Origin of the sequence: Hydrogenophaga sp. R2, from assembly GCF_049843595.1 — a bacterium.
Classification (GTDB): Bacteria; Pseudomonadota; Gammaproteobacteria; order Burkholderiales; family Burkholderiaceae_C; genus Hydrogenophaga.
Genome location: NZ_JBBHZN010000001.1, coordinates 869051 through 886756, shown reverse-complemented (window position 1 = coordinate 886756; position 17706 = coordinate 869051). Strand labels below are relative to the sequence as shown.

Here is a 17706-nt window from a genome sequence, read left to right as displayed (position 1 = left end):
ACATGGCCACCAACGCAGCGGGCACCGTGCCCGCCGTCGAGCTGCGCGATCTGCGCAAGAGCTTCGGCAAGACCGACATCATCCGGGGCGCCAACCTGGTGGTGCAGCCCGGCGAACGGGTGGCCATCATCGGCCCCAACGGCGCCGGCAAGTCCACCCTGTTCAACCTGATCTCGGGCCGCTTCGGCCCCAGCAGCGGCGAGATCCTGCTCAACGGCCAGCGCATCGACGGCATGAAGCCGTTCGAGATCAACCGCCTGGGCCTCTCGCGCAGCTTCCAGATCACCAACATCTTCCCCAAGCTCAGCGTGTTCGAGAACCTGCGCTGCGGCGTGCTGTGGAGCCTGGGCTACCGCTACACGCTGTTCCGCTTTCTGGCCGGCCTGCACGATGCCAACGAGCGTGCCGAGCAACTCATGCGCGACATCCGGCTGGACCGCAAGCGCGACGTGCTGGCCATGAACCTCACCTATGCCGAGCAGCGCGCACTGGAGATCGGCATCACCATCGCGGGTGGCGCCCAGGTCATCCTGCTGGACGAGCCCACCGCCGGCATGAGCAAGAGCGAGACCTCGCGCTTCATCGAACTCATCCGCGAGGTGACCGTGGGCAAGACCCTGCTCACGGTGGAGCACGACATGGGTGTGGTGTTCGGGCTGGCTGACCGCATTGCGGTGGTGGTGTACGGCGAGGTGATCGCCTGCGACACGCCCGATGCCGTGCGGGCCAACCCCCGCGTGCAGGAGGCCTACCTGGGATCGGTGCTGGCCGACCAACAGGCCGCCGGCCACTGAACGGAGAACCCCATGCTCGACATCCAGGACCTCCACGCCTACTACGGCAAAAGCCATGTGCTGCATGGCGTGAACATGACCGTGCGCCCGGGCGAGATCGTCGCCCTGCTGGGGCGCAACGGTTCGGGCCGCTCCACCACCGCCAAGGCCATCATGGGCCTGGTGGAATGCCAGGGCCGCATCCGCTTCAAGGACCAGGACATCCTGGGCAGGAAGCCCTTCGAGATTGCCCACCTGGGCCTGGGCCACGTGCCCGAGAACCGCGACATCTTTCCCAAGCTCACGGTGCACCAGAACCTGCTGCTGGGCCAGAAGGGCAACGGCCGGGGCTCGCGCTGGGGCTTCGACGACATGTACGCCATGTTCCCGCGCCTGAAGGAGCGGCAGCACACCGAGGCCGGCGTGCTCTCGGGCGGCGAGCAGCAGATGCTCACCCTGTGCCGCACCCTCATGGGCGACCCCGACCTGATCATCATCGACGAGCCCACCGAGGGCCTGGCGCCCAAGATCGTGGAGCTGGTGGCCGAGTACCTGCAGCGCCTGAAGGCGCGCGGCATCTCGGTGCTGCTGATCGAGCAGAAGCTCACCATCGCCATGAGCATCTCCGACCGGGCGCTGGTCATGGGCCATGGCAGCATCGTGTTCGAGGGCACGCCCGACGATCTGCGCAACGATCCCGTCACGCGCAAAGAGTGGCTTGAGGTCTGACCCGCCCGCGACAGGGCCGGGTTGCGTTCGGCTGTTTCATTCCTAAAATCGCACGACCGTTCGTTTTTCTGCATCCGGTTTCCGCACACCACAGAGGAGCTTCCATGACCGCTCAGTACCAGGTCCACGGCGACGTGGCCGTCATCACGCTGAACAACCCGCCGGTCAACGGCCTGGGTCTGTCGACCCGCCAGGGCATCACCGACGGGCTGGCCCGTGCCGAGGCCGATGCGGCCGTGAAGGCGGTGGTCATCACCGGCGCCGGCAAGGCCTTCTCGGGCGGCGCCGACATCCGCGAGTTCGGCACGCCCAAGGCGCTGGCCGAACCCAACCTGCTGTCGGTCATCCTGGCGGTGGAGAACAGCCGCAAGCCGGTGGTGGCCGCCATCCACAGCGTGGCCATGGGCGGTGGTCTGGAACTGGCCCTGGGTGCGCATTACCGCATCGCCGCCCCCGGCTGCAACGTGGCCCTGCCCGAGGTCAAGCTGGGCCTGATCCCCGGTGCCGGCGGCACCCAGCGCCTGCCGCGCGCGGTGGGCGTGGAAGTGGCCCTGAACATGATCGTCAGCGGCGAACCGGTGAAGAGCGAGATGCTGGCCCAGATCCCCGGCCAGAAGCTGTTCGACAAGCTGGCCGCATCCGCCGAGTCGCTGATGGACGAAGCCCTGGCGCTGGCCCGCGAGGCCGCCGCCCGCCATGCCGACGGCAGCGCGCTGCCGCTGGTGCGCAACCTGCCGTGCAAGCACAAGGACGGCGACGCCTACTTCCAGTTCGCGCGCAACATGGTCAAGGGCATGGCCAGGAATTTCCCGGCCCCGGGCAAGTGCGTGGACGCGGTGGAAGCCGCCACGCAGAAAAAATTCAACGACGGCATGGCCTTCGAGCGCGAGATCTTCATCAACCTGATGTGGACGCCCGAGTGCCGCGCCCTGCGCCACCTGTTCACCGCCGAGCGCGCCGCCAGCAAGATCCCCGATGTGGCGGACGACACCCCGCAGCGCAAGATCGAGAAGGTCGCCGTCATCGGTGCCGGCACCATGGGTGGCGGCATCTCCATGAACTTCCTCAACGCCGGCATCCCGGTCACCATCCTGGAGACCAAACAGGAAGCCCTGGACCGTGGCGTGGGCGTGATGCGCGGCAATTACGAGGCCCAGGTCAAGAAGGGCAAGCTCAAGCAGGACAAGCTCGATGCCCGCATGGCGCTGCTCAAGACCACGCTCGACTACCAGGACATCGGCGATGCCGACCTGGTGATCGAGGCCGTGTTCGAGGACATGGGCGTGAAGGAGGCCGTGTTCAAGAAGCTCGATGAAGTGATGAAGCCCGGTGCCATCCTGGCCTCCAACACCTCCACGCTGGACGTCAACCAGATCGCCGCCTTCACGAAGCGTCCGCAGGACGTGGTGGGCCTGCACTTCTTCAGCCCGGCCAACGTCATGAAGCTGCTGGAGGTGGTGCGTGGCGACAAGACCGCCAAGGACGTCATGGCCACCGTGATGACCGTGGCCAAGAAGATCAAGAAGACCGCCGTGGTCTCCGGCGTGTGCGACGGCTTCATCGGCAACCGCATGATCGAGCAGTACGGCCGCCAGGGCGGATTCCTGCTGGACGAGGGCTGCACCCCGGCCCAGGTGGACCGCGCCATCGAGAAGTTCGGCTTCGCCATGGGCCCGTTCCGCATGGGCGACCTGGCCGGCAACGACATCGGCTGGGCCATCCGCAAGCGCCGCTATGTGGAAAAGCCGGACATGAAGTACAGCAAGACCGCCGACCTGCTGTGCGAGAGGGGCCGCTTCGGCCAGAAGGTGGGCAAGGGCTGGTACGACTATGTGCCGGGCAAGCGCGACGCCATCCCCAACGCCGAGGTCGAGCAGATGATTGCCGACCACCGCGCGGCCCTGGGCATCAAGCCGCGCAAGATCTCCGACGAGGAAATCGTGCAGCGCCTGGTGTTCTCGCTGGTGAACGAGGCCGCCCACATCCTGGAAGAGGGCATTGCCAACAAGGCCAGCGACATCGACGTGGTCTACATCTTCGGCTACGGCTTCCCGGTGCACCGTGGCGGCCCGCTGAAGTACGCCGACGAGGTCGGTCTGTTCAACGTGGTCCAGGCCATGAAGCGCTTCCAGCAGAACCCGCTGGACGACGCGAAGTTCTGGGAACCGGCACCGCTGCTGGCCCGCCTGGTCGCCGAAGGCAAGAACTTCAACGGCGCGAACTGAAGCCCGGAACCGAATCAGGAGATTTCACATGAGCAACGCCGTCATCGTTTCCACCGCCCGCACCCCCCTGGCCAAGAGCTGGAAGGGCGCCTTCAACATGACCCACGGCGCCACCCTGGGTGGCCATGCCGTGCGCCACGCCATCGAGCGTGCCGGCATCGACCCTGGCGCGGTCGAGGACGTCATCATGGGCTGCGCCAACCCCGAGGGCGCCACCGGCGCCAACATCGCGCGCCAGATCGCCCTCATGGCCGACCTGCCCATCACCGTGTCGGGCATGACCGTCAACCGCTTCTGCTCGTCCGGCCTGCAGACCATTGCCCTGGCCGCGCAGCGCGTGATCGCCGGTGAAGGCGACGTGTATGTGGCCGGTGGGGTGGAGAGCATCTCCTGCGTGCAGCAGGAAATGAACCAGCACATGCTGCGCGACCTGGCCCTGGACAAGAAGAAGCCGGCCATCTACTGGAACATGCTGCAGACCGCCGAACAGGTGGCCCAGCGCTACAACATCGGCCGCGACGTGATGGACGAGTACGGCGCCGCCAGCCAGCAGAAGGCCTGCAAGGCCCAGGCCGAAGGCCTGTTCGATGCCGAGATCGCCCCCATCACCGTGACCGCCGGCGTGGCCGACAAGGTCATGGGCCTCATGACCAAGCAGGTCACCGTGAGCAAGGACGAAGGCACCCGTGAAGGCACCACCAAGGAAGGCATTGCCGGCATCAAGCCCGCGATCCCGGGTGGTGTGGTCTCGGCCGGCAACGCCAGCCAATTCAGCGACGGCGCGGGCGCCTGCGTGGTGGTGAGCGAGCAGTACGCCAGCAGCCACAACCTCCAGCCGCTGGGCCGCTTCCTGGGCTTTGCGGTGGCCGGTTGCGAGCCCGACGAAATGGGCATCGGCCCGGTGTTTGCCGTGCCCAAGGTGCTCAAGAAGCTGGGCCTGACCGTCAATGACATCGACCTGTGGGAGCTCAACGAAGCCTTCGCGGTGCAGGTGCTCTACTGCCGCGACAAGCTGGGCATCCCGGCCGACCGCCTGAACGTGAACGGCGGCGCCATCGCCCTGGGCCACCCCTACGGCGTGTCGGGCCAGCGCCTGACCGGCCACGCCCTCATCGAAGGCAAGCGCCGTGGTGCCAAGCGCGTGTGCGTGACCATGTGCATCGGCGGCGGCATGGGCGCGGCCGGCGTGTTCGAAGTGCTCTGATCCCGTTCACCACCTGCCTGCCATGAGCCTGCGTCCCACCGTCGATTTCCTGCTGCACGACTGGCTCAACGTCGGTTCGCTGCAGCAGCGCGAGCGTTTTGCCGACCACAGCCGCGAGACCTTCGACGCGGTGCTCGACACCTGCGAGCGCATCGCCCGCGAAAAGTACGCGCCGTTCAACCGGCTGGTGGACACCCAGGAGCCGCACTTCGACGGCGAACGGGTGATCCTGCCGCAGGCCACGCACGACGCTCAGCGCGCCTATGCCGAGAGCGGCATGCTGAGCGCGGCGCAGGACTACGGGGTGGGCGGCATGCAGCTGCCCTACACGGTGGAGGCGGCTGCCAATGCCTTCTTTGCCATGGCCTCGGTCAGCATCGGCAGCGGCATGCTGACCACCGGCAATGCCAACCTGCTGATGGCCCACGGCACCGAGCTGCAGAAGCAGGTGTTCGCGCTCAACGAGTTCAGCGGCCGCTTCAGCGGCACCATGTGCCTGAGCGAGCCGCAGGCCGGCTCCAGCCTGAGCGACGTGGCCACCCGTGCCGTCCCCGACGGCGAGGGCTTCGAGGCCGATCCGCTGGGCCCGCGCTACCGGCTCAAGGGCAACAAGATGTGGATCAGCGCCGGCGAGCACGAGCTGACCGAAAACATCATCCACCTGGTGCTGGCCAAGATCCCCGGCCCGGACGGCAAGCTGCCGCCGGGGGTGAAGGGCATATCGCTGTTCATCGTGCCCAAGAAGCTGGTGGGCACGGACGGCCAGCTCACCGGCGCGCGCAACGATGTGGCGCTGGCCGGCCTCAACCACAAGTGCGGCTGGCGCGGCACCACCAACACGCTGCTGAACTTCGGTGAAGGCAAGTACCCGGTGGCGTCGCCGGGTTCGACCCAGGCCGAGGCAGGCGCCATCGGCTATCGGGTGGGCCAGCCTGGCGAAGGCCTGCGCTGCATGTTCCACATGATGAACGAGGCCCGCATCGGCGTGGGCATGGCCGCCACCATGCTGGGCATGGCCGGTTACCACGCCAGCCTCGACTACGCCAGGAACCGGCCGCAGGGCCGGCCCGTGGGCCCGGGCGGCAAGGACCCGGCGCAGCCGCAGATCCGCATCATCGAACACGCCGATGTGAAACGCATGCTGCTGGCCCAGAAGAGCTACTGCGAAGGCGCCCTGGCGCTGGAGCTGTACTGCGCCCGCCTGGTGGACGAGCAGCACACCGGCGGCCCGCAGGCCGCCGACGAGGCCCGCCTGCTGCTGGAGGTGCTGACCCCCATTGCCAAGAGCTGGCCCAGCGAATGGTGCCTGGAGGCCAACAGCCTGGCCATCCAGGTGCACGGCGGCTACGGCTACACCCGCGACTTCCCGGTGGAACAGTACTGGCGCGACAACCGCCTGAACATGATCCACGAAGGCACCCACGGCATCCAGGCCATGGACCTGCTGGCCCGCAAGGTGCTCATGGAAAACGGCCGTGGCCTGCAGCTGCTGGCCGGCCGCATCAACGCGACCATCGAGCGCGCGATCCAGGTGCCGGAACTCGCGGTGCATGCCAACGCGCTGGGTCAGGCGCTGGCCCAGGTGGGTGCCGCCACCAAGGCCGCCTGGGCCACCGGCAACCCCACCGACGCCCTGGCCAATGCCGTGCCCTACCTGCAGGCCTTCGGCCACACGGTGCTGGCCTGGATCTGGCTGGACGTGGCCCTCACGGCCCAGGCCGCCCCCGACAGCCCGGCCCGCACCGGCCGGCTGGCCGCCACGCGCTTCTTCTTCCATTACGAGCTGCCCAAGATCGGCGCCTGGCTGCAGGTGGTGAGCAGCCGTGACCAGACCTGCGCCGCGCTGCCCGAGGAGGCGTTCTGATGCTGCGCCACATCGTGATGTGGACGCTGAAGGACGAAGCCGAGGGCGCGGACCGCGCCACCAACGTGCAGCGCGCCCGCGAGCTGCTGCTGGGCTGCGCGGCCATCACGCCGGGCATCGTGCAGTTCTCGGTCGGCACCGCCACACCGGGCATGGATTGCACCGCCGACCTGGTGCTCGACAGCACATTCACCGACGCCGCCGCCCTGGCGGCCTACCAGAACCACCCGACCCACGTGGCCATCAAGCCGTTCATGAAAGCCGTGGTGCAGAGCCGCCACTGCATGGACTTCGATGTGCCCGACACGAACCACTGAAGGAGGAGACCCCATGACCCGTACCGTCACCCAACTGTTCGACCTGAAAGGCCGTACCGCGCTGGTCACCGGCGGCTCGCGCGGCCTGGGCCTGCAGATGGCCCATGCCCTGGGCGAGGCCGGCGCCCGCGTGCTGATCAGCTCGCGCAAGGCCGACGACCTGGAGGCGGCCACCGCCGAACTGCAGGCCGCCGGCATCGATGCCCGCTGGATCGCCGCCGACTGCTCCAAGGAAGACGACATCCGCCGCCTGGCGGCCGAGACGGCCCAGCGCCTGGGCGACGTGGACATCCTGGTGAACAACGCCGGTGCCGCCTGGGGCGCCCCGGCCGAAGACCACCCGGTCGAGGCCTGGGACAAGGTCATGAACCTGAACGTGCGCAGCTATTTCATCCTGAGCCAGCTCATTGCCAAGGGCAGCATGATTCCCCGGCGCACCGGCAGCATCATCAACACCGCCTCCATTGCCGGCCTGGGTGGCAACCCGCGCGACATGAAGACCATTGCCTACAACACCTCGAAGGGTGCGGTGATCAACTTCACCCGCGCGCTGGCGGCGGAGTGGGGCGCCCACGGCATCCGGGTGAACGCCATCTGCCCGGGCTTCTTCCCCAGCAAGATGACCGCCGGCACCCTGAAGGCCATGGGCGAGGAGCGCCTGGCCGCCCACGCGCCGCTGGGCCGTCTGGGCGACGACGAAGACCTCAAGGGCCTGACCCTGCTGTACGCCAGCGACGCCGGCAAGCACATCACCGGCCAGTGGCTGGCGGTGGATGGCGGTGTTTCCATCATCACGGGTGGGTGATCGCTTGGAATTTTCTGTCCGCATTCCCTTTGTCGAGCTGCTCGGCTTCGAGCTGCGCCGCATGGACGGTGGCGAGGCCGAGATCGCTTTCGATCCGGCCGCCGACCACCTCAATTCGTTCGACGTGATCCACGGCGGCGCCAGCATGACGTTGCTCGATGTGGTCATGGCCCATGCCGCGCGCTCGGTGCAGCCCGACATGGGCGCGGTCACCATCGAGATGAAGACCAGCTTCATGCGCGCCGCACAAGGCCCGGTGGTGGCCAAGGGCCGGCTGCTGCACCGCACCGCCACCATGGCCTTCACCGAAGGACAGGTGTTCAACGCCGCCGGGCAGCTGTGCTGCCACGCCACCGGCACCTTCAAGTTCGTGCCGCGCCTGCCCACCGGGCCGGCCAGCGCGAAAGAACTCAACCGGGTCAGGACCGACTGATCCGGTCCGCCCATTTCACCCTCACCGGAGAACCCTCATGCCCGCCAACCGCCAGATCCTGCTCGACAACCGCCCCCAGGGCGAGGCCACCGTCTCCAACTTCAAGCTGGTCACCACCGAGACCCCGGCACTCGCCGACGGCCAGGTGCTGGTGCGCCACCATTTCCTCAGCCTCGATCCCTACATGCGCGGCCGCATGAACGACAGCAAGAGCTACGCGGCCTCGCAGCCGCTGGGCGAAGTGATGATCGGCGGCACCGTGGGCGAGGTGGCCGAATCCAAGCACCCCAAGTACAAGGTGGGTGATCAGGTGGTGGGCATGGGCGGCTGGCAGGAATACAGCGTGGTCGATGCCAACCAGCCCGGCGCGCTGCGCAAGGTCGACACCACCCATGTGCCTCTGAGCCACTACCTGGGCGCGGTCGGCATGCCCGGCGTGACGGCCTGGTACGGCCTGGTGAAGATCATCGAGCCCAAGGCCGGCGAGACCGTGGTGGTGAGTGCCGCCACCGGTGCCGTGGGCAGCGCCTTTGCCGCGCTGGCCAAGGCCCGTGGCTGCCGCGTGGTCGGCATCGCCGGCGGCCCGGACAAGTGCGCCTACGCCGTGAACGAACTGCACTTCGATGCCTGCATCGACTACAAGCTGCACAAGGACATGTACTCGCTGGCCAAGGCCCTGAAGGAAGCCTGCCCGAACGGCATCGACGGCTACTTCGAGAACGTGGGCGGCATGGTGCTCGATGCCGTGCTGCTGCGCATGAACGCCTTCGGCCGCATCGCCGTGTGCGGCATGATCGCCGGCTACGACGGTGCTCCGCTGCCCCTGGCCAACCCGGCGCTGATCCTGGTCAACCGCCTGAAGGTGCAGGGCTTCATCGTGAGCGAGCACATGGAAGTCTGGCCCGAGGCCCTGACCGAACTCGGTACCCTGGTGGGCACCGGCCAGCTGCGCCCGCGCGAGACCGTGGCCCAGGGCATCGAGTCCGCTCCCGAGGCCTTCATGGGCCTGCTGCGGGGCCGCAACTTCGGCAAGCAGCTGGTCAAGCTGATCTGACACACCGGCCCCTGGCCGCCCGAGGAGCCCGCCATGACGGCCACGCACGAGGTCTTCAACCAGCCTGCGCCGCTGCAGGATGTGAACCTGTTCGACATCCAGAGGCCCCTGCAGGCGGCCCTCCAGCTGCACGCACCCGACCTCGACCTGGCCCCGTTGCAAGCGCTGGGCAGTCTGGCCGGCAGCGCCGGGATGCAGCAGCATGCCCGGCTGGCCAACACCCACACGCCGCAGCTGCACACCCACAGCCGCTTCGGTCACCGCATCGACGAGGTGGAGTTCCACCCCTCGTACCACGCGCTCATGGCGGCGGCCACCGGTGCCGGCCTGCACGGCAGCGCCTTCGGCGCCGAGGCCCGGGCCACCGGCCATGCGCACCTGCAGCGGGCCGCCGGCTTCATGCTCTTCACCGAGCTGGAGCCGTCCATCCTGTGCCCCATCAGCATGACCTACGCCGTCACGCCGGCCTTGCAGTCCAACGCGGCGGTCTATGCCGACTGGGCCCCGGGCCTGACCCGCCGTGCCTACGACCCGGCCCTCAAGCCCTGGCATGCCAAGGCCGGTCTGACCATGGGCATGGGCATGACCGAGAAGCAGGGCGGCTCGGACGTGCGGGCCAACACCACGCGGGCCGAGCCCGACGGGTCGGACGCCTGGGGTGAACGCTGGCGCATCACCGGCCACAAGTGGTTCTTTTCGGCCCCCATGTGCGACGCCTTCCTGGTGCTGGCCCAGACGCCGGGTGGGCTGTCGTGCTTCTTCCTGCCCCGCGTGCTGCCCGACTGGGCCGGTGGCGGGCTCAATGCGCTGCGCATCCAGCGCCTGAAGGACAAGCTGGGCAACCAGGCCAATGCCAGCTCCGAGGTGGAATTCCATGGCGCCACCGCCTGGCTGGTGGGCGAGGAGGGCCGGGGCATCCCGCAGATCCTGGCCATGGGCACCCTGACCCGGCTCGACTGTGCCCTGGGCACAGCCGGCCTGATGCGCCAGGCCCTCAGCCTGGCCCTGCACCACACCACGCAGCGCAAGGCCTTCGGCAAGTACTTGATCGACCAGCCGCTCATGAAGAATGTGCTGGCCGATCTGGCGCTCGAATCCGAAGCCGCCACGGCGCTGGCCCTGCGGCTGGCCCACAGCTTCGACCGGCCCGATGACGCGCACGAGTCGGTCATGGCCCGCCTGCTCACGCCGGTGGCCAAGTTCTGGGTCTGCAAGCGCGGCAGCCACTTCGCGCAGGAAGCCATGGAATGCCTGGGCGGCAACGGCTATGTGGAGGAGGGCGGTGAAGGCGTCATGGCCCGCATCTACCGCGAGATGCCGCTGAACTCCATCTGGGAAGGCGCCGGCAACATCATGGCGCTGGACCTGCTGCGCGCCCTGCGCAAGGCCGATGCCGCCGCCGCGCTGGCGCACGAGCTGTCGCCGGCCCGCGGCATGCACCCGGCACTGGACCGGCTCGCGGCCCAGCTGCCGCTGCGGGTGGAGGAAATGGCCACCGAGATGGAGGCCCGCCGGCTGGCGCAGGACGTGGCGCTGGCGGTGCAGGCGGCCCTGCTGGCCCGCACCGCGCCCCTGGCGGTGTTCTCGGCCTTCTGCGATTCGCGCATCGGCGGGCACTGGGGTTACAGCTTCGGTTCGCTGAACGCCGCTACCGATTTCGATGCCATCATCGACCGGGCCCGCCCCCACTGAACCCGCACCGGAGCACCCCATGGCCGACCTGATCCTGCACCACTACCCCACGTCGCCGTTTTCCGAGAAGGTGCGCCTGATCCTGGGCCACAAGGGCCTGGCCTGGAAGAGCGTGCACATCCCGCGCATCATGCCCAAGCCCGATGTGCTGGCGCTCACCGGTGGCTACCGCCGCACGCCGTTCCTGCAGATCGGTGCCGATGTCTATTGCGACACCGCGCTCATCGCCGAGGTGCTGGACCACCACCAGCCCGAGCCGCCGCTGTACCCGGCGCACGCGCGCGGCCTGTCCCGCGTGCTGGCCCAATGGGCTGATGGCACCCTGTTCTGGGCCGCCATGGGCCACAACCTCAGCCCCAAGGGCGCGGCCGCGCTGTTTGCCGGCCAGCCACCCGAGGCCGCTGCCGCCTTTGCCGCCGACCGGGGCGCCATGCGCACCAACATGACGGTGCTGCGCCCGACCGATGCCACCTCGGCCTACCGCAGCTACCTGCGGCGGCTCTCCAGCATGCTGGACGACCAGCCCTTCCTGCTGGGCGAGATCCCCTGCATCGCCGACTTCGCGGCCTACCACCCGCTGTGGTTCAGCCGCGTGGTCAACCCGGCCATGGCCGGCGTGCTCGACGCCACGCCCGACGTGCTGGAGTGGATGGACCGCATGGCGGCCATCGGCCATGGCCGGCCCGAGGTGATGAGCTCGGCCGACGCCATCGCGCTGGCCCGCAGCAGCACGCCTGCGGCCTTGACCGACGACATCTTCCAGGACGACCACGGCATCGCGCTGGGCAGCCGCGTGACGGTGGCGCCCGAGGCCTTCGGCACCGAACCCACCGAGGGCATCCTGCGTGCCGCCACCCGCACCCGCTACACGCTGGAGCGCACCGACGAGCGCGCTGGCACCGTGCATGTGCACTTCCCGCGCGTGGGTTTCGTGCTGAAGGAAGTGAAGGCTTGAGCCGTCCCGACCCTGCAGCGCTGGTCTGGCGCTGCCTGCCCTTCGACGCCCTGCAGGCCCACACGCTCTACGCCATCCTGCGGCTGCGCAGCGAGGTGTTCGTGGTGGAGCAGCGCTGTGTCTTTCAGGACATGGACGGGGCCGACGCCGACTGCATGCACCTGCTGGGCGAATCGCCCGACCCGGCCCATCCAGCCGGCCCGCCGCTGCTGCGTGCCTACGCGCGGCTGGTGCCGGCGGGGCGGAAGTTCGCTGAGGCCAGCATCGGCCGGGTGGTGAGCGACCCGGCGCTGCGCGGCACCGGCGTGGGCCATGCGCTCATGGCGCAGGCGGTGCAGACGCTGACATCGCTCTGGGGCCGCCAGCCCATCCGCATCGGCGCGCAGGCCCACCTGCAAGGCTTTTACCGCCGGCACGGCTTCGAGACCGCCAGCCCGGTGTACGACGAAGACGGCATCGACCATGTCGAGATGCTGCGCCCCTGACATCCCCCACACACCAGGAGACACACCATGATCCAGGACTTTGCCGGCCGCACGGCCGTTCTCACCGGCGCCGGTTCCGGCTTCGGCCTTGAATGCGCCCGCATCGGCGCCCAGCGCGGCATGAAGCTGGTGCTGGTGGACGTGCAGCAGGACGCGCTGGACCGCGCCACCGCCGAGCTCACGGCGGCGGGCGCCGAGGTGATGGCCCGCCGGGTCGATGTGTCCAGCGCGGCCGAGATGGAGGCCCTGGCGGCCGACGTGGTGCAGCGCTTCGGCGCCCCGCACTTCGTGTTCAACAACGCCGGCGTGGGCTCGGGCGGCCTGATCTGGGAAAACTCGGTGCGCGACTGGGAGTGGGTGCTGGGCGTGAACCTGTGGGGCGTGATCCATGGCGTGCGCCTGTTCACCCCGCACATGCTGGCCGCCGCCAAGGCCGACCCCACGTGGCGCGGGCACATCGTCAACACCGCCAGCATGGCCGGCCTGCTCACCCCGCCCAACATGGGCATCTACAACGTGAGCAAGCACGCCGTGGTGAGCCTGACCGAAACCCTCTACCAGGACCTGCGCCTGGTGTCCGACCAGGTGGGCGCCAGCGTGCTGTGCCCGTACTTCGTGCCCACCGGCATCAGCCAGAGCCACCGCAACCGGCCCGGCGACATGGCCAGCGAGAAGCCCACCCAGAGCCAGCTCATCGGCCAGGCCATGAGCGACAAGGCGGTGAGTTCGGGCAAGGTCACGGCGGCCGAGGTGGCGGCCATGGTGTTCGACGCCATCGCGGCCGACCGCTTCTACATCTTCAGCCACCCGCGTGCCCTGGGCAATGTGCGTGCGCGCATGGAGGGCATCGTGAACGCCACCAACCCGGCCGACCCGTTCCTGGAGCGGCCGGAGATCGGGGACCAGCTGCGGGCCGCGCTGCGCCAGGGCTGAGCCGGCGCCTCAGGGGCCGGCTGACACACCGCGCCAGCGCGGCGGCACCAGATCGCTCAGCGGCGTGGGTTCGCGCTGCCACGGGCTGGCCGACGCGGCCCGGGCCGTGCCCACGCCGGCGGTGCCGGGTTCGATCTGGCTGAGCTGGCGCATCCAGGCAAAGTCCACCTGACCGTCGGCCGTGGGGCGGGAGTAGATCAGCGCCAGCATCTGGCGCGCGGCCGTGTTGCCCTGCGCTTCGGCCTGGCGGTACAGGCGGATGGCCTCGGTGTAGTTGGCCGGCACGCCATTGCCCTGGTGAAAGCGCCGTGCCAGCGCATAGGCCTCGTCGGAGCCCACCGGCCGGCTGGGCATGACGATGGTGTTGTCCATGCCCAGCAGGGTGACGCCCTGGCCGGGCGGTGCGGGCTCGGCAGCCACCATGGGTGCAGGGCCGGCCCGCAGCCGGTCTTCGAGCACCCGCGCATTGGCAGCGGCCGAGGGCAGCGAAGGCGCCAGGGTCTTGAGTTGGGCCAGTGCGTCGCGTTCGCGCGGTCCGCTGGCCTGTTCCAGCGCCAGTTCCTGCCGCGCATGCAGGTTGCCGCCACGGGCAGCGCGTTGCAGCAGGTCGCGGGCGGCCGCTTCGGCCTGGGCGCCGCCCGTGCCGTCCAGCACGGGCGCCCGCTGGCGCTGCAGCCACTCCAGGTAGGCAGCACGGGCGGGGTCGACCCGGCGCAGCGCAGCCAGCGCCTCCCGTGCCTGCGCGGTATCGGGTGTGGAGCCGCAACCGTCGATGGCACACCAGGCCACACCGGCCGGCGCCAGCCGTGCCCCCAGCTGGCGCGCGCGGTCGAACCAGAAACGGGCCTGCGTGTCGTCGCGCGGCACGGAGGCACCGTGCAGGGACAACAGGCCCAGCGTCCAGGCGGCTTCGGCGGCGTCGGTGCGGGCTTTTCCGCGCAGGCTGGCCACCGGCATCGAGGCCAGGGTCTGCAGCCGCGCCAGCTCGGCAGAGAGGTCGGGACGCGCGCCTTGCTGCGGGCTGCCCAGGGCGGGTTCGCTGACCGGCGCCGGCTCGAACACCGGGGCCCCGGTGGCCCGGGTCTGGGCCTGCACCGGGCCAGCCACCCAGACCAGCGCCAGCAGCGAGCAGGCCAGCCAGGCGCGACGGCGTGCTGGCAGCAAGACCATCATCGGGCGGGTGCCTGGGCCGCCGGGGCGGGCGCTGGAGCCGGGGCAGCGGCGGGAGCGGCTGCAGGTGCCGGACGGCGCGGGCCGACCGTCCAGTTCACCCGGCCCAGGCTCACGCCATCGGCGCCCACCGCATCGGTGTAGGCCTTGGCCACCGCGTCCAGACCCCGGAACTCGGGCATGGGCCGCAGGGCGGCACCCTGCAGCGGCACGGGCAGCTTGCCGGTCACGTCTTCGCCGGTGGCAGCGCACAGCACGCCCTCCTGGCCGGGTGCGGTGGTGGCCAGCACGAAGCCGGGGTTGGGGCTCATCCAGTCGGGGATGCGCACCGCCTGGTTGCCGGGCACCACGGCCTGGGTGGCGATCGGGTTGGGGATGAGCCGCATCACATTGCCGGCGGCGTCCGACAGGTAGCAGGCCATGTGCGAGGCCTGCGACACGGTGGCCGACAGGAACACCTGTTCCCCCACCTCGAACACGGTGCGGCCCAGCAGCACGTTCTCGATCTGCAGGTCGATGGTGCGACCCGGTGTCTTTGCGCCATAGGCCAGGCCGGAGGAGGGGATCGGCAGCTCCGGATCGTTCACCGGCTGCACCGGCGTGGGGTCCTGGCTCATCCAGCCGTAGCGCGAGAGCTGGCCGTTGGCGTCCAGGGCCACGAAGTCGCGCAGGGCCCGTTCGTAGGTGGGGAAGTTGACGGTGCCGGTGACGACCATGCGGTGGTCGGCCTGGAAGCGGGCCAGCGCGCGGCGGAAGGCCAGGCTGTTGACCGGCGGGGTGGCTTCGCCGCCCGGCAGGTAGCCCTTGGCCACCAGCGATCGGCGCACCAGGCCCTGGTGCACCTTGTCGCCGCCTTCATCGAACCAGTCGCGCAGCTGGCGCTGGAAGTCGGGGTGGTTCTGCTCGAGCGTGAGGCACTGCCAGTACGGCACGCGGGCCCATTTGCCCACCAGCTCGATCATGGCCAGTTCCACCAGGGTGCGGATGGCCGCCCCGGTTCCCTGCGCATAGTCGCGCCCCACGTTGAACTGCAGGCCGTAGTCGCCGATGCGGCCGGCCACGTCCAGGCCCTGGCCGCCGGTGCCGATGATCACCTCGTTGGCCGAGTCCATGCCCGGAATCAGCGTGCGCGAGCGGAAGTCGCCCAGGTGCAGCTCCAGGCCCACCACGGTGACGTTGCGGTCGCGGCTGTAGCCAGTCTCCAGGCGCGAGGCCGAGGTGCCGGCGTCGAAGCGGTTGCTCAGCACGTTCTGGTCCACGAAGGCGACCGCGCCCGAGATGTACAGCGAGGGCCGCTGCAGCTGGATCTGGTTGTTGTTGAGCAGGATGGTGGTGAGGTTCTGCACCGTGTCCTGGCGGGCGATGTCGACCTCGTAGTCGACATAGCGGAAGGCATTGCTCAGGCGCGACATCTGCGAGAGCGCCGTGATGATCATCTCTTTGGTGGCCACCGGCACCCGCAGCGATGCATCCGGGATGAGCTTGCTGGTGACCAGCGTGGTGGTGATGTTGGCCTCGCGCAGCATCTGGTCCATGCACATCAGCGAGTCCGAGAAGCTGGAGACCGAGCGCACCGGGCGCACGGTGGGGCGCGAGGCCGCGTTGCCGTAGCTCTGGTACTGCGCATCCTTGCGCGCGTCCATGGGGGTGGCGCAGCCGGCCAGCACCAGCACGGTCGACAGACAGGCCATGCCGAGCCAGCGGCTCAAGGGGTGGCGGGGAGCGGGCGAGGCGAGGGCGGTCATGGCGGGGCTCAGTTGCAGATGTTCACCAGGTCGCCGCGCAGCACGACGATCTGGTCCTGGGCTTGCGGGCCGTAGCGGTTGAAGGCGGCGCCGGTGGTCTGGGTGGCGATTTCCTGGGTGCAGGTGCGCCGGAAGCCGTCGTTGGTGGCGGTGGTCACCACATCGGCGTCGGTGTAGATGCCGCTGGTGTTGGCCGACATGGCCTTGGCCGTGTAGCGCGAGACCTTGGCCCGCATCCACGCCGGCAGCTCGGTCGATTTGTCCAGGCCGGTGGACTTGGGCTGGTTGTTGATGGGCAGCCCGTTGGGCGCCACCTTCTTGGTCAGCACCAGCGGGTCCTCGCCGGGTGCGGACTGCGCCTGCGCGGGCCGCATCCACAAGGCGGACAGGGCCAGCAACAGCAACGCGACCAGCCAGCGGCGGTCGCGTGAGGAATGGGGGGTGCCTGTGGCCAGGCGGCTCGGGGCTGGGATCATGGCTGTCTCCAGGCTGTGTTCACAAGGGCCCCGGCCAGTGCCGGGTTCCGGCGTGCAGGGGATCACCCTGCACGGCCGGAGTCCGGTCAGTCTCAGTCGCAGGTGGAGCAGCTGGTGTTGGTGGACACGTTCTGCACGGCGGTGCTGCGGAAGCCGGCCTTGTTGATGATGGCCGAGTTGGCAGCCACGACGGCCTGGATGGACATGGCGTTGATCTCGACGTTGCCGACGTTCGAAGCCAGGTTCTGACGGGCTTCGCCACCCAGGGCGGCGTTCATGATCAGGCTGTTCTTGGCGCCGACCAGCTGCAGCTGGGCGCCGTCCACTTCGACGTTGCCGGCGTTGGTGGCGATGTTCTGCACGGCCTCGCCGCCGTAGGAGGCAGCGTTGATCACGGCGGTGTTCAGCAGCACGGTGGCCTGGATCGAGGGATCGTTGATCTGCGGGCCGCTGGCGGCCGGTGCCGGGCTGGGGGTCGAGGGGCGGTCGCCGCCACGGTCAGCGAAGGCGGCAGAAGCGGACAGGGCGAGGGCGATGATGGCGAGCTTTTTCATGGTGGACTCCTGGGTTGGTCTGGTCAGTGACCGGGTCGGGCACCATGCCCGTCCGGCAGACCTGTCAGCGCTGTTCCCCGATGTTCTGGTTGCGGCGACCTCGCTGACTGGCCTGGGAAGAAGTGTGACTTTCTGTTCATTTGTGACCAATCGTTGCAGTCGCGTAGTTCGATTGAACTATCCGGGCGCTCATCGGATGGATACTTACGGATGAACTGGTGCAAGCGACACGGGATGTGACTGCTCTCAAGTCGGAAGCAGATGGCGGGAAGATCTGCAGTAGTTACGAAGT

Annotated in this window: 17 protein-coding genes; 13 read left to right on the top strand and 4 right to left on the bottom strand. The window is 68.9% G+C overall.

What is annotated here, in order from left to right; all coding sequences use genetic code 11:
- Positions 1-2 precede the first annotated feature (2 nt).
- The 13 genes from WD026_RS04270 (at position 3) to WD026_RS04210 (ending at position 13469) form a co-directional block, all read left to right on the top strand.
- Entirely contained in the window at positions 3-794 is a 792-nt protein-coding gene (locus WD026_RS04270) for an ABC transporter ATP-binding protein (RefSeq protein WP_425723200.1), read from the top strand.
- A gap of 12 nt (positions 795-806) precedes the next feature.
- Positions 807-1502 (top strand): ABC transporter ATP-binding protein, encoded by a 696-nt coding sequence (locus WD026_RS04265; RefSeq protein WP_425722403.1) that lies wholly within the window; start codon positions 807-809, stop codon positions 1500-1502.
- A 104-nt stretch (positions 1503-1606) separates the two neighbouring features.
- Positions 1607-3727: a 3-hydroxyacyl-CoA dehydrogenase NAD-binding domain-containing protein gene (locus WD026_RS04260; protein WP_425722402.1), complete on the top strand. Its 2121-nt coding sequence runs from the start codon at positions 1607-1609 to the stop codon at positions 3725-3727.
- Between the two features lie 28 nt (positions 3728-3755).
- On the top strand, positions 3756-4931 hold the full coding sequence (locus WD026_RS04255; RefSeq protein WP_425722401.1) for an acetyl-CoA C-acyltransferase: 1176 nt from the start codon (positions 3756-3758) through the stop codon (positions 4929-4931).
- 22 nt (positions 4932-4953) lie between these two features.
- On the top strand, positions 4954-6795 hold the full coding sequence (locus WD026_RS04250; protein WP_425722400.1) for an acyl-CoA dehydrogenase: 1842 nt from the start codon (positions 4954-4956) through the stop codon (positions 6793-6795).
- Complete coding sequence (locus tag WD026_RS04245; RefSeq protein ID WP_425722399.1) at positions 6795-7112, top strand: Dabb family protein; 318 nt, start codon at positions 6795-6797, stop codon at positions 7110-7112. Before WD026_RS04250 ends, WD026_RS04245 begins: the two co-directional genes overlap by 1 nt.
- Before the next feature lie 13 nt (positions 7113-7125).
- Positions 7126-7917 (top strand): SDR family oxidoreductase, encoded by a 792-nt coding sequence (locus WD026_RS04240; RefSeq protein ID WP_425722398.1) that lies wholly within the window; start codon positions 7126-7128, stop codon positions 7915-7917.
- The gene (locus tag WD026_RS04235; protein ID WP_425722397.1) at positions 7886-8350 is read left to right on the top strand and encodes a PaaI family thioesterase; all 465 of its coding nucleotides are present in this window, start codon (positions 7886-7888) and stop codon (positions 8348-8350) included. The genes WD026_RS04240 and WD026_RS04235 overlap by 32 nt, the downstream gene beginning before the upstream one ends.
- Positions 8351-8387: 37 nt before the next feature.
- Positions 8388-9404: an NADP-dependent oxidoreductase gene (locus tag WD026_RS04230; RefSeq protein ID WP_425722396.1), complete on the top strand. Its 1017-nt coding sequence runs from the start codon at positions 8388-8390 to the stop codon at positions 9402-9404.
- 33 nt (positions 9405-9437) lie between these two features.
- Positions 9438-11096 (top strand): isovaleryl-CoA dehydrogenase, encoded by a 1659-nt coding sequence (locus WD026_RS04225; protein WP_425722395.1) that lies wholly within the window; start codon positions 9438-9440, stop codon positions 11094-11096.
- 19 nt (positions 11097-11115) lie between these two features.
- Positions 11116-12051 (top strand): glutathione S-transferase family protein, encoded by a 936-nt coding sequence (locus WD026_RS04220; protein WP_425722394.1) that lies wholly within the window; start codon positions 11116-11118, stop codon positions 12049-12051.
- A complete protein-coding gene (locus WD026_RS04215; protein WP_425722393.1) occupies positions 12048-12536 on the top strand; it encodes a GNAT family N-acetyltransferase in 489 nt (162 codons plus the stop codon). The genes WD026_RS04220 and WD026_RS04215 overlap by 4 nt, the downstream gene beginning before the upstream one ends.
- 27 nt (positions 12537-12563) lie before the next feature.
- On the top strand, positions 12564-13469 hold the full coding sequence (locus WD026_RS04210; protein ID WP_425722392.1) for an SDR family oxidoreductase: 906 nt from the start codon (positions 12564-12566) through the stop codon (positions 13467-13469).
- Positions 13470-13478: 9 nt separating this feature from the next.
- Here WD026_RS04210 and WD026_RS04205 read toward each other — a convergent pair whose 3' ends face one another.
- The 4 genes from WD026_RS04205 to WD026_RS04190 form a co-directional block, all read right to left on the bottom strand.
- Positions 13479-14633, bottom strand: coding sequence for an SEL1-like repeat protein (locus WD026_RS04205; RefSeq protein ID WP_425722391.1), 1155 nt, complete (start codon positions 14631-14633; stop codon positions 13479-13481).
- 5 nt (positions 14634-14638) lie between these two features.
- On the bottom strand, positions 14639-16384 hold the full coding sequence (locus WD026_RS04200; RefSeq protein ID WP_425722390.1) for a DUF4384 domain-containing protein: 1746 nt from the start codon (positions 16382-16384) through the stop codon (positions 14639-14641).
- Positions 16385-16392: 8 nt separating this feature from the next.
- On the bottom strand, positions 16393-16860 hold the full coding sequence (locus WD026_RS04195) for a hypothetical protein (protein WP_425722389.1): 468 nt from the start codon (positions 16858-16860) through the stop codon (positions 16393-16395).
- 92 nt (positions 16861-16952) lie between these two features.
- On the bottom strand, positions 16953-17414 hold the full coding sequence (locus tag WD026_RS04190) for a hypothetical protein (RefSeq protein ID WP_425722388.1): 462 nt from the start codon (positions 17412-17414) through the stop codon (positions 16953-16955).
- Positions 17415-17706: the final 292 nt, after the last annotated feature.

What these genes read in the sequence shown, in the direction of transcription:
- WD026_RS04270 (WP_425723200.1), top strand. Translation starts at nt 3, where the DNA reads ATGGCCACCAACGCAGCGGGCACCGTGCCCGCCGTCGAGCTGCGCGAT.
- WD026_RS04265 (WP_425722403.1), top strand. Translation starts at nt 807, where the DNA reads ATGCTCGACATCCAGGACCTCCACGCCTACTACGGCAAAAGCCATGTG.
- WD026_RS04260 (WP_425722402.1), top strand. Translation starts at nt 1,607, where the DNA reads ATGACCGCTCAGTACCAGGTCCACGGCGACGTGGCCGTCATCACGCTG.
- WD026_RS04255 (WP_425722401.1), top strand. Translation starts at nt 3,756, where the DNA reads ATGAGCAACGCCGTCATCGTTTCCACCGCCCGCACCCCCCTGGCCAAG.
- WD026_RS04250 (WP_425722400.1), top strand. Translation starts at nt 4,954, where the DNA reads ATGAGCCTGCGTCCCACCGTCGATTTCCTGCTGCACGACTGGCTCAAC.
- WD026_RS04245 (WP_425722399.1), top strand. Translation starts at nt 6,795, where the DNA reads ATGCTGCGCCACATCGTGATGTGGACGCTGAAGGACGAAGCCGAGGGC.
- WD026_RS04240 (WP_425722398.1), top strand. Translation starts at nt 7,126, where the DNA reads ATGACCCGTACCGTCACCCAACTGTTCGACCTGAAAGGCCGTACCGCG.
- WD026_RS04235 (WP_425722397.1), top strand. Translation starts at nt 7,886, where the DNA reads ATGGCGGTGTTTCCATCATCACGGGTGGGTGATCGCTTGGAATTTTCT.
- WD026_RS04230 (WP_425722396.1), top strand. Translation starts at nt 8,388, where the DNA reads ATGCCCGCCAACCGCCAGATCCTGCTCGACAACCGCCCCCAGGGCGAG.
- WD026_RS04225 (WP_425722395.1), top strand. Translation starts at nt 9,438, where the DNA reads ATGACGGCCACGCACGAGGTCTTCAACCAGCCTGCGCCGCTGCAGGAT.
- WD026_RS04220 (WP_425722394.1), top strand. Translation starts at nt 11,116, where the DNA reads ATGGCCGACCTGATCCTGCACCACTACCCCACGTCGCCGTTTTCCGAG.
- WD026_RS04210 (WP_425722392.1), top strand. Translation starts at nt 12,564, where the DNA reads ATGATCCAGGACTTTGCCGGCCGCACGGCCGTTCTCACCGGCGCCGGT.
- WD026_RS04200 (WP_425722390.1), bottom strand. Translation starts at nt 16,384, where the DNA reads ATGACCGCCCTCGCCTCGCCCGCTCCCCGCCACCCCTTGAGCCGCTGG.
- WD026_RS04195 (WP_425722389.1), bottom strand. Translation starts at nt 16,860, where the DNA reads ATGATCCCAGCCCCGAGCCGCCTGGCCACAGGCACCCCCCATTCCTCA.
- WD026_RS04190 (WP_425722388.1), bottom strand. Translation starts at nt 17,414, where the DNA reads ATGAAAAAGCTCGCCATCATCGCCCTCGCCCTGTCCGCTTCTGCCGCC.